Origin of the sequence: Chlorogloea sp. CCALA 695, assembly GCF_003003885.1 — a bacterium.
Classification (GTDB): Bacteria; Cyanobacteriota; Cyanobacteriia; order Cyanobacteriales; family Chroococcidiopsidaceae; genus Aliterella.
The window spans coordinates 19,448-30,287 of sequence record NZ_PVWN01000051.1; the positions used below are offsets into that span (position 1 = coordinate 19,448).

10 protein-coding genes and 2 tRNA genes are annotated in these 10,840 nt (G+C 40.0%); 6 read left to right on the top strand and 6 right to left on the bottom strand.

Annotated features, from left to right (window positions below):
* Positions 1 to 15: 15 nt before the first annotated feature.
* The 4 genes from C7B70_RS19515 to C7B70_RS19530 all read left to right on the top strand — a co-directional run bounded on the left by C7B70_RS19515 (position 16) and on the right by C7B70_RS19530 (position 2,927).
* Positions 16 to 717, top strand: coding sequence for a DUF6816 family protein (locus tag C7B70_RS19515; protein WP_233221001.1), 702 nt, complete (start codon positions 16 to 18; stop codon positions 715 to 717).
* 118 nt (positions 718 to 835) lie between these two features.
* Positions 836 to 2,653 (top strand): ABC transporter ATP-binding protein, encoded by a 1,818-nt coding sequence (locus tag C7B70_RS19520; protein WP_106370672.1) that lies wholly within the window; start codon positions 836 to 838, stop codon positions 2,651 to 2,653.
* Positions 2,654 to 2,731: 78 nt separating this feature from the next.
* Positions 2,732 to 2,812 (top strand) — tRNA-Tyr (locus C7B70_RS19525).
* 43 nt (positions 2,813 to 2,855) lie between these two features.
* Positions 2,856 to 2,927: transfer RNA gene (locus C7B70_RS19530), tRNA-Thr, on the top strand.
* Between the two features lie 169 nt (positions 2,928 to 3,096).
* On the opposite strand, the gene C7B70_RS19535 is transcribed toward C7B70_RS19530, so the two are convergent.
* The 3 genes from C7B70_RS19535 to C7B70_RS27115 all read right to left on the bottom strand — a co-directional run bounded on the left by C7B70_RS19535 (position 3,097) and on the right by C7B70_RS27115 (position 5,562).
* Complete coding sequence (locus C7B70_RS19535) at positions 3,097 to 4,014, bottom strand: hypothetical protein (RefSeq protein ID WP_106370673.1); 918 nt, start codon at positions 4,012 to 4,014, stop codon at positions 3,097 to 3,099.
* Positions 4,015 to 4,151: 137 nt separating this feature from the next.
* Positions 4,152 to 5,243 carry a redox-regulated ATPase YchF gene (gene ychF / locus C7B70_RS19540; protein ID WP_106370674.1) on the bottom strand — a complete coding sequence of 364 codons (1,092 nt, stop codon included), beginning with the start codon at positions 5,241 to 5,243 and terminating at the stop codon, positions 4,152 to 4,154.
* Between the two features lie 154 nt (positions 5,244 to 5,397).
* The gene (locus tag C7B70_RS27115; RefSeq protein ID WP_199192367.1) at positions 5,398 to 5,562 is read right to left on the bottom strand and encodes a hypothetical protein; all 165 of its coding nucleotides are present in this window, start codon (positions 5,560 to 5,562) and stop codon (positions 5,398 to 5,400) included.
* Between the two features lie 145 nt (positions 5,563 to 5,707).
* Between C7B70_RS27115 and C7B70_RS19545 the strand changes: the two genes are divergently transcribed.
* On the top strand, positions 5,708 to 7,162 hold the full coding sequence (locus C7B70_RS19545; RefSeq protein WP_106370675.1) for an aminotransferase class I/II-fold pyridoxal phosphate-dependent enzyme: 1,455 nt from the start codon (positions 5,708 to 5,710) through the stop codon (positions 7,160 to 7,162).
* Here the strand turns inward: C7B70_RS19545 and dusB are convergent.
* From dusB to C7B70_RS19560, 3 genes are all read right to left on the bottom strand, one after another.
* Positions 7,148 to 8,197, bottom strand: a complete 1,050-nt coding sequence (dusB, locus tag C7B70_RS19550) for a tRNA dihydrouridine synthase DusB (RefSeq protein ID WP_106370676.1) — start codon at positions 8,195 to 8,197, stop codon at positions 7,148 to 7,150. The genes C7B70_RS19545 and dusB overlap by 15 nt on opposite strands.
* A gap of 120 nt (positions 8,198 to 8,317) precedes the next feature.
* A complete protein-coding gene (locus C7B70_RS19555; protein WP_106370677.1) occupies positions 8,318 to 9,040 on the bottom strand; it encodes an anti-sigma factor domain-containing protein in 723 nt (240 codons plus the stop codon).
* 14 nt (positions 9,041 to 9,054) lie between these two features.
* Entirely contained in the window at positions 9,055 to 9,696 is a 642-nt protein-coding gene (locus tag C7B70_RS19560; RefSeq protein WP_233221002.1) for a sigma-70 family RNA polymerase sigma factor, read from the bottom strand.
* Positions 9,697 to 9,882: 186 nt separating this feature from the next.
* Between C7B70_RS19560 and C7B70_RS19565 the strand changes: the two genes are divergently transcribed.
* Complete coding sequence (locus tag C7B70_RS19565) at positions 9,883 to 10,458, top strand: hypothetical protein (RefSeq protein WP_106370678.1); 576 nt, start codon at positions 9,883 to 9,885, stop codon at positions 10,456 to 10,458.
* Positions 10,459 to 10,840: the final 382 nt, after the last annotated feature.

A 10,840-nucleotide genomic window follows, 5' to 3' on the forward strand; every position in this document is an offset into this window, starting at 1 on the left:
AGAGGCTTTTGGTGTTTGGTTTTGGTAGTAGTTTTTTGGGGTGGAGCGGCGCAGGCTGGACAATTAAAAAGTCATATTGAGAGTTTTCCGAATTGGCAAAAGCTGACAGTACCATCTGCTCAAGGGGATCTGATTTATCCTGATTGGATGGCGGGTACTTGGAATGTAACGAGTACCTTAGTAGATGTAGCCGCGCCTTTAGCTCCCGATCTAGTTACGCCAGGTTTTGAGAGCAATCGCCGCACTTTGAATGTCCCTGTAAGCTTTATTGTGCGATTTGTGCGGGACGCTTCGCAAGATTTGGTAGCTGATCGCGCTTTTAATGGTTTGAATCTAGCACGGGCTTATTTAGGTCGCTCTGTGGTTGCTGTTAAAACCGATCCTACGTCGCCAAATAAACAAATTACTCTACTCAAAGGCGATCGCACTCTGGTTTCTTTAGTTACTGGACGCGCTACCGAATCATTACACAATGACGAATTTATCACTACTGAGGTGTTTCAGCAACTATTTAAAGGTGGTTCGCAACCTTATTTTAATGAGGTTGAAAGCACTACGGCTTATCAATTGTTAGCTAATTTGGCTATGGAAGCCGATCAAGTTACGGCGGTTTATCTTTCTCCTCAAGAGGCTGATTACTTTAAAGCAAATTCTCAGCCTGTGGCTTTGTATCGCTACCGTTTAGAGTTTTTGCACCTTGATGTCTCTCCGCAGTGAGATGTTTATTTTGACTGCTTTGGTTTAATATTTTGCTTGCTGCTAAAGACTTTTTATGTTACTTTTGTATTACATAAGTTACAAATGCAGCCACGCTTAAAGTGTCGGCTTGAAAATCATGGCGACATTTAAAGATATTGTTAACTACTATAAGCCGTATCATGCGATCGCTATATTTAGTATTACGGCGGCTAGTATCTTTGAAGTTGTCGATTTGGTTGTACCTTACGCCATCGGACAGATTTTAAATGTATTGTCGCGTCAGTCATTGGATAAACCTGTAGAGAATGCGATCGCATTTTTAGCCCAGGTTACTCAATTACAACAAAATCAGTTATTAAGTATAGGATTTTTATTAGGCATAATTTTTATTGTCACAGTAGTTAGAGCGCCGATACAAGTTTGGACTACTTGGTGGTTTCATTGGGATATCGCTTTGCGAAGTCGCCAAAATCAAGCACTAAAAACCGTAGAAAAAATCCTGACTTTACCTTTAGAATTTTATGATGAAAATAACCCCGGACGCATCGCCGGACGCATTGCTAGAGGCTTAGAAAATCATACGTTTACTTATCCAGAAATTGCCGGACAACTAATACCCAAACTATTCCGAGTTTTGGGGATTTTTATGATGATTTTGTTTATTGAGTGGCGAATTGCTTTAATATTTTTCGTTTCATTTATCATCATTCTCAGTATTAGTCTGAAAGACTTGAAGCAATTGATGGAACAAGAACGGCATCTAGATAAGTATATGGAAAATACTCAAAGCCGGACTTCAGAAATTGTTACCAATATCAAAACAGTTAAAGCCTTTGCAACAGAAGCAGTGGAACTCAAACGCCAACGCCAGCGCTTAAACCGGGAATTTAAAATAGTTGACTATCGCATTCACTTGGGATATATCAAGCTAGGTACTTGGCAAAAAACAATTATTCAGTTTTGCGTGTTTGTAGTTTTGGGTTTAACTTTGGTGGCGACTCTACAGGGTCAAATTTCTTTGGGGCATTTTGTTACGACTTTCACTATCTCTAGCATGGCTTATGCAGAGATGGAACCAATTAACAATTTAGCGGAAATTTTTGCCCGTCGTTATGCTTCAATGCTGCGGTTTCATGAATTTATGCAGCAGCCAACAGGAGTTGATGCGGCTAGTTTAATTGTCCCTTTAGCAAGTGACACTCCTTACAGCTTTACAGGCAAATTGGAGTTAGCTAATGTTTGTTTTGGCTACGATGCAGAAAGACCTGTTTTACAAAATATTAGTCTATTAATTGAACCCAATCAAACGGTTGCCTTGGTTGGGCGTTCGGGTTCGGGTAAATCTACGCTTGTAAAGCTACTATTTCGTTATTTTGAGCCAAATAGCGGTCAAATATTGATTGACGGTCAAGATATTCGTAACTTAGATGTTGCTAAGTATCGCCGAAGATTAGCGATCGTGCATCAAGAAGTAGATGTTTTTAACGGTACTTTGCTTGATAATCTCACCTATGGCGATCGCACGGCTAGTTTTGAACAAGTCCAGGAAGCTTGTAGAATCGCCCGAGTTGACGAAGTTATTGAACAGTTACCCCAAGGATATTACACCGTAGTTGGCGAACGCGGTGTAAGGTTATCGGGAGGACAAAGGCAAAGATTAGGAATTGCGCGGAGTTTGTTAGTTAATCCAGACATCTTAATTTTTGATGAGGCGACCTCTAGCTTAGATTACGAGTCTGAGCGCTCGATACAGTTGGCTATGCGCTCTATTTTGGGTACGCGCACTACAATTATCATTGCTCACCGTCTCAGTACCGTGCGGGAGGCAGATAAGATTGTTGTTTTAGAGCGTGGTAAAATTGCGGAAGTTGGTACTCATGCTCAATTGTTGCGCCATCAAGGTATTTACCATCGCTTACACGCCTTGCAAGCCACTGGCGAACTTTTGACTTAATTGCGATCGGCAAGATTTTTAGAAAGTAATTGTACTATTTAAAAAAACCATGCTATGATTATAAATCGTTGATAGCATGGGTCGATGTCCGAGTGGTTAATGGAGACGGACTGTAAATCCGTTGCGAGAGCTACGCTGGTTCAAATCCAGCTCGGCCCATTATTAAAAGTATGATTTGCAGTTTGCAAATCATACTTTTTTTGCCCGTGTAGCTCAGTGGTAGAGCACTTCATTGGTAATGAAGAGGTCATGAGTTCGAATCTCATCATGGGCTTAAATTAGTGTTTGAAATGTTTTAGAAGCTCTCTGTTTAAGAATTAAAGCTTCTAAACATTCGCTCCCGCTAGATTTTCTTTAGATTTGAATCTGTAAAGCGGTTTCGCAATCTTAATAAAATGCCGATGCTTACAGGGATAGTTTTGTTTGCAACTCAGAACTATCTCCTACACAATCTGCATGAGAAATCGCATAAAAGTACCAGTTAGATAAATCATAAATTCAATTTCGTCTTCAGAAAATGCCTCATTATGTTTTACAGCATCATTTTGATAGGTACAGTAGTGATATAAAAGTTGCTGATATAATTTGATAATCCCTTGATGTTTTTTTCTTTTATCTAGCCAACATAATAAGTCGTCTTTCTGGTTTTCTAAAGATTTTGAATTACCTAAGATTTCTTTCAAAAGCTGCTCAATAGAAAAGCGAAGATTATCAAGTAGATTTCTATATTTGCTTATATCTCCATCTGTATAAATTTTCAGCGCTTCTGCAAAGTACTTAGCTACTTTTGGGTATTTTTCAAGCCACTCTAGTACATCATTAACTATTCCCTCATCTAATAATTTAGATCCAGGCGGAGAAAAAACTACTCTTTTTTTTATTAGTGTGATATGAAAGCCAGTATCTGGGCTAAGTTTTGCTGCATCTCTAAGTTCTTTTACAATTTTATTTAAAGGTAAATCTTTATCCTTATCTTCAAGAATCCAAAATACAACTTGTAGTGCTGTAGCTAACTGTTTTATATTTTTGGATTCTTTTATTTCTTTGTATATGTGAGTATCTGTAAACACTCTTTTATTTTGTGTTCCTATTAATGATGATTGAAAATTTTTTTGAACTGTATTTAAAGAGAGAATAGATGATATGTCATTATTACGCTCTAATTCTATTTCTTCTCCAAGGCTGTAATCTAGTTCTTTTTTAAATTGCCTATCAAGTTTTATATCGTTGATGATTAGTTGAGCTAAAAACTGGTGAATAACTCCGACTACTCTATTGCGAAGTTGAATAAATTGTTTATCCGCATCTACAGATATATTCCAGCGCTTATTGTGATTAATAACTTTTGTTTTAATATCCACAGCTTTTGATTCTCATTCATAATATAAATATTTTCAAACTTTTTAAGCAAAATGTATAAAAACATTTTGCTTAAAAACGACATTTGTTTTTGCAGTGTCAAATAGGTAAAAATTTTTAAAATCTACATAGATTAATGCTAAACATTAAATCTAAATAGCAATACATCGCCTTCTTGGACAACGTACTCTTTACCCTCACTGCGAACTAAGCCTTTTTCTTTGGCTGCAACCATTGATTTAGTTGCTACTAAATCTTTATAAGCTACCGTTTCCGCGCGAATAAAACCCCGCTCAAAATCAGAATGAATTACTCCGGCGGCTTGGGGTGCAACCATCCCGGCGTTGATAGTCCAAGCGCGCGTCTCTTTTGGGCCGGCGGTGAAATAAGTACGCAATCCTAAAAGTTCGTAGGTAGCACGAATTAATGATTTTAATCCGCCTTCTTCTACCCCTAACGAAGCTAGAAAATCTGCCCGATCTTCGGCGGGTAATTCTACAAGTTCTGCTTCTACTTGCGCCGAAACTATCACAACTTGAGCATTTTCTTGAGCCGCAATTGCTCTGACTTTTTCAACCCATTTATTGCCCGTTGCTAGTTCTTCTTCCGATACATTAGCAGCATAAATAATTGGTTTATTAGTTAGCAACCCTAAATCTTTGATTACTGCCAATTCTTCTTCAGTTAGGTTCACTTGACGCGCTGGTTTACCTTCATTCAAAGCTGCAATCAACTTTTCTAATACTAATACTTCTGCCTGTGCATCTTTATTTGCGCGCGCTTGCTTGCGAGTGCGATCGCATTTACGTTCAATTTGGTCTAAATCTGCTAAACCCAATTCTAAATTGATAATTTCAATATCTCTAGCAGGATCTACCGAACCACTGACATGAATAATATCATCGTTATCAAAACACCGGACTACATGAACGATCGCATCTACTTCGCGGATATGAGACAAAAATTTGTTGCCTAAGCCTTCATTTTGACTTGCACCTTTAACTAACCCCGCAATATCGACAAATTCTATCCGTGTCGGCACAATTTGCTCGGATTTAGAAATATCAGCTAAAACTTGTAATCGCTCATCGGGAACCGATGCAATCCCTACATTCGGTTCAATCGTGCAGAAGGGGAAGTTGGCGGCTTCCGCCTTGGCGTTGGCAACCAATGCGTTAAATAAGGTAGATTTTCCGACGTTAGGTAGTCCAACAATTCCGGCTTTGAGCATGATACTTTTTCTTTTGCTTACTATTGCCAGGATATCAAAACTACACGCTACTATATATTTTGCGCGCTCTCCCTTGCGCGCAGGGCTTCCTACTACGTCGAAAAATCACTTATGTGAAGCCCGTAACCGTTCCAGCTTGCGCTATCGCACTATTTTAAACAGGGGTAGGAATTGTTTGCGGAATTGGCGCAGGTACAGTTTGCGGAATTGGCGCGGGTACAGGTTCCGGTACGGGGGATGGTAGGGGTTGAGGTATAGGACTCGGTAGCGGTGGCTGAGGATTTGGTTCGGGTAAAGGGCCAGGATTTGGATAAATCATAGTTAACCTAACAAGTTATACGACTTTAATTAAGTTAAGGATTTACGGCAAAATTATCATCCTTCAAAGTAGTTAAGTTTTAAAGAATAGACAGCGCGATGCTATAACTGGGATAAGATTGTATTTCAATTCTTTTACTGGAATAGTGTTTAATCAGGATAAAACCCCCCTTTTAGACGCGCTTAAAAAGTACGCCCGTAGCAATCATGCGGCTTTTTATACGCCAGGACACAAGCGGGGACAAGGCATTTCACCCCAATTAATCGATTGCTTTGGTTCTGAAGTTTTTAAAGTTGATTTGCCAGAATTACCAGAAATAGGCAGCTTATTCGATTGCCAAGGTGTAATTCAATCGGCGCAAGAATACGCCGCCGCGGCTTTTGGAGCAGATGATACTTATTTTTTAGTTAATGGTTCTACTTGTGGAATTGTGGCGGCAATTTTAGCTACTTGCGGTGTAGGCGATAAAATAATCTTGCCGCGTAACGTGCATCAATCGGCGATCGCTGGCTTGATTCTTTCCGGTGCTACTCCCATTTTTATTAATCCCGAATACGATCCGGTGTTAGATATTGCTCATAGCATCACTGTAGAAGGCGTAGAATCCGCTTTAAAGCAACATTCTGATGTAAAAGCGGTGATGATGGTGTACCCGACTTATTTTGGCGTTTGTGGGGATGTAAAAGCCGTCGCCCATCTAACTCACAAGTACAATATTCCGCTATTAGTAGACGAAGCACACGGAGCGCATTTTGCTTTTCATCCTGACTTGCCTATTTCAGCATTAAAAGCGGGTGCAGACTTAAGCATTCAATCGATTCATAAAACTCTAGGCGCTTTAACTCAAGCTTCTATGCTGCACGTCCAAGGTGACAGAATTAATAGAGACAGATTAACCAAATCCTTAGAATTAGTCCAATCTAGTAGCCCTAGTAGTTTACTTTTAGCTTCTTTAGATGCCGCACGTCAGCAGATGGCTGTAAAAGGAAAACACTTAATGTCTCGCACCTTACAATTAGCCGAGAGGGCGAGACATCAAATTAGCCAAATTCCCGGCTTATCGGTTTTAGAACTTACAATTGCTACACCTGGATTTGTGGCTTTAGATAAAACTCGGCTAACTGTAAACGTTTCTGGCTTAGGATTAACGGGATTTGCAGTTGATGAAATATTAGTTGACTGTGGTGTAATTGCTGAATTACCTTCTCTGCAAAATTTGACGTTTATTATTAGTTTGGGGAATACTGACGCAGATATAGAGCAATTACTACAAGCTTTGAAAATTGCTACTAAGCATAAACAAATTTTGGCGATGGAAAGTACGATTACACCATTCAATCACGAATCAAAACTAGCCCTCACACCACGTCAGGCATTTTACGCAATTGCCGAAACTTTACCTATTGAGCAAACGTGCGATAGGATTTGCGCCGAATTAGTCTGTCCTTACCCCCCAGGAATCCCAGTCTTAATCCCTGGAGAAATAGTTACAACTGAAGCAATTATTTATCTACAAAAAATTCAAAGTTTGGGTGGATATATTAGCGGGTGTGCTGATTCTAGCCTCCAAACTTTAAAAGTAATCTTAGACAAAAGCTAACAAGTCTTCGTCAATTAAAACGCTTTCATTGGCTAAATGAGCGATCGCGCGATCAATTATATCCAACCCTTGAGTCACAGTAGTAATTACGCTCAACTGTCCGCGCAAATCCGCCGCACCGCTAAAACCCTTGGCGTACCAAGTCATATGTTTTCGGGCTTGACGCACGCCGCGATCGCCTTTATATTCCCATAAAGCTTGTAAGTGTTCTCTAGCGCATTCTAATCGCTGTACGGGAGTAGGAGTCGCCAGCAATTCCCCAGTTTTAAGAAAATGGTCAACTTCCCCTACCAAAAAAGGATAGCCTAAAGTTCCTCTTGAACACATTACCCCATCCGCTCCAGTTTCTTCTAAACACCTTACCGCCGCTTCTACCGTAAAAATATCGCCATTGCCAATTACGGGAATTGAAAGTATTTCTTTAACCTTGCGAATCCACTCCCATTTTGCCGCACCATTATAGCCTTGAGCGCGGGTACGTCCGTGAACGGTAATCATTTGCGCCCCCGCATTTTCCATGCGTTTAGCAAAGTCTAAAATCGTGATTTCTTTGTCACTCCAACCAATGCGAGTTTTGACTGTAACTGGGACATTTACAGCTTTAACTACCGAGCGGACAATTTCCTCAGCTATTTCTGGCTGACGCAGTAAAGAAGAACCACCCCCATTTTTAGTAATTTTATTGACGGGACAACCCATATTAATATCTACAGTGTCCGCACCTTCTGCTACCGCCATTACCGCCGCTTCTGCCAAAAAATCGGGGCGACAATCAAATAGTTGAATGCTAATCGGTCTTTCGCTTTCGTCAATCTCCATGATTTTCGGCAATTCTTTGACGTAATGCAACCCTGTAGCGTTTACCATTTCGGTGTACATCATCGAATCGGGAGCATAGCGCCTGACTAAACGCCGAAATACTAAATCGGTCACGCCTGATAATGGCGACTGTAAGACACGGCTTTTAACTTCTAAAGAACCGATTTTTAGCGGGGTAGAAAGTCGAGATTGAAGTAGGGGACACAAAGAAATCATATAAATTTACCGATCTGCTTCTTTAAAGATAATCATTGTTGCAACCCTAGGGATGCCGAACCGCCTTGACAAGAAAATTACCGAGGGGGATCACTGTTTGTATAAATAAGGTCTAGAAAATTAAGAAGCTTTGATCATAACTACTTGCCCAACTGGGTGTGTTGGTGCGGCTGATTCTATAGTGACAAATAACTGCGATATTTCTGAATCTTCGTCATACACATTAGCAGGAATAGATATTTGATCTAAACTTGTACCACCCGAACCGCTTTTAAACTGTCCACAACGTATAGTCTGATTATCAACTACAGCCCAAAGCCAGTAAGTTTTACCTGCGGGAGGAGGAGGAACGTCTTGCAAAGCAATAACTGCTTTATTTGCCTCAAAATCCATAAATACACTGCCCACAGCCGTTGATTTTGGCTCTTTACTTTTTAAAGAGTAAATATGCGTTGTCGCACCTTGCAATACACCAATTACCTGACTAGATTGATTGTACTGCTGCCGTAAATGATAGCCGTCTAAACCTAGCGCTAAAGCAAACATTGCCGCAGTTCCCGCAACAATTTTAGCCCAAGGTAAAACTAACGGTTTTGATATGGGCGCAATGTCTAAGGGTTTTTCTATCGCCGCCAAAATAGCATTGCGTAGATGCGCTGGTGGTGCTTGAACTTGAGCATAAGGTAACAGCCCTAATACTTCCTGCCATCGCGCTACATCTTGATGTAACTGAGGATTTTCTGCTAGAAGCTGTCTAAATTCCTCAACTTCATGAGGGCATAGATTGCCGAGTACATAGCCCACAGTTAGGTCTTCTAAATTTTTAGGGGGTTGAAGATTCATACATGGAGCAACTATTAATTTAGATAAAATAAGATTTTTCTAAGTTTTTTTAGGGCTTGACGCGCCGAGGTTTTCACTGTACCAAGAGGTATATTTAAGGTTTTGGCAATTTCTGACTGGCTGAGGTCTTGGTAGTATGCCATCTCTAATATTTTACGCTGTTGCTCTGAGAGTTGTGTTAATGCCTCTTGAACGTGCTGGGAAGTATCCCATATATCAACTTGCTCAAAAGCCGAGCGCGAAAATGCTTGAGTTGTTGTATGTCGCCAACGTTCGAGAAACTTATTGCGCGAAGATCGCGATCGCAATTTGTCTAAAGATCGTGATCGCGTCATCACTACTAAATAATTGCTCAAAGATCCACGCGCTGGATTGTAGGTATTTTTATGCCAAAAACTAACAAAAACTTCTTGGGTCAAATCTTCTGCTTCTTGAGCATTTTTTAAAATTTTTAATGCCAATCCATAAACAACTGAACCATAGCGATCGTAAAGCTTACTTAGGGCTGATGGTTGACCTGTTTCAAGTGCTTGGATTAACTCTATATCCTTTTGCTGCAATGAATTTTTTAAGGTGAACTTAAGCGGATTTAAGTTTATCATGCCTTCTTTACAGCAAGTCGTTACAGATACTTTTCTTTGAATAAGGTTGAGCATACAGCTTATAGCTCTACCTAAGTGCCTGCTTCAAAATTCAACTTTTGTACTTATTTATACTAACATTTAAGTAAATGTAAATAAACGTAAAGAAAGTAAATCCAATCAGCCTTTAGTTTGCGTATTCATATAAATCCTTTTTAAGTTGGTGCAACGGTCAAAAGTTAGCAGCCACGATAAAAACTTATGATTAACAAGTACAGACTAAAAACTAGCAAGCATTTTTACAGACAACTTTTAACACCGGATGTAGCAATAGTTAGACCAGAAGATGACGATGTAGATAGTATATTAGTTCTGCATCCAGCCTTGCTGTATCGACATTATGCGATCGCCAATCATGAAGCTATTGGCTATGTTGCTTATCAAGGTTGGCAAAAAGAGGGACGCGGCTTTGTGGCGCTGACTCCTTTGTGGGAACAAGAAGATCCAGAATTCGCCCTAATGTATGTCAGCGAAGCTAATATTTTAAAACTACCATTACTAGAACCCTTGATAGGTGATAGTAGGAGGTTTCCCCAGTGGTACGCTAAGTTAGCAGAACTTGTGCGATCGCAAATAGATCGGCGGTTAAATATTTACGCTCCCGAATCGGAAGCGATCATTTTGGGACAAGTTGAAAACACTACGCAAGTATTTCCGCCAGAGGAAGTGTACCAACAAATTAACAGAATTGAAATATTTAACTTCTCAAGTTTTGAAACGTCTCTCGAAAGCTGTCACGAGCATTTTAAAAATCGTGCTTGCGAGTTTATTTTATAGAGATTTTTAAGTTAGTTACGGCATTGTAAGTTTTATATGAGTACACGCTTGCTAATAGCCTGAAGATAGTTTTGTCTTGCACCGCGCAATTTCATGTGGATTTCATTTTTATATGAAAAGCTGATGACTAACACCTAAGAAAGCTCAAAAATAACAATGCTTTTTTTAGGAATGCTGACCTAACCCTGTTCGGTACTCAAGAAGCTTGCCCATGACAATTAGCTCTAATTTTTTGCGAATTCTTGCGCCGTACAGTATCTCTGGAGCATTCTTTAGTCTAATTCTCTTAGGTAATCCGGCGGTTATGGCTCACGGTGGACATGGAAATGAGTTTCAAGGAGGGGGCGAAACAAGCAAGGCGGGATCTGTTGAAGTTGAAGCA

Bases quoted from the DNA above. Each gene is read 5' to 3' on its own strand.
- dusB (WP_106370676.1), bottom strand. From the start codon at position 8,197: ATGATTTCTTTGTGTCCCCTACTTCAATCTCGACTTTCTACCCCGCTA.
- ychF (WP_106370674.1), bottom strand. From the start codon at position 5,243: ATGCTCAAAGCCGGAATTGTTGGACTACCTAACGTCGGAAAATCTACC.
- C7B70_RS19560 (WP_233221002.1), bottom strand. From the start codon at position 9,696: ATGCTCAACCTTATTCAAAGAAAAGTATCTGTAACGACTTGCTGTAAA.
- C7B70_RS27115 (WP_199192367.1), bottom strand. From the start codon at position 5,562: ATGATTTATCCAAATCCTGGCCCTTTACCCGAACCAAATCCTCAGCCA.
- C7B70_RS19555 (WP_106370677.1), bottom strand. From the start codon at position 9,040: ATGAATCTTCAACCCCCTAAAAATTTAGAAGACCTAACTGTGGGCTAT.
- C7B70_RS19565 (WP_106370678.1), top strand. From the start codon at position 9,883: ATGATTAACAAGTACAGACTAAAAACTAGCAAGCATTTTTACAGACAA.
- C7B70_RS19520 (WP_106370672.1), top strand. From the start codon at position 836: ATGGCGACATTTAAAGATATTGTTAACTACTATAAGCCGTATCATGCG.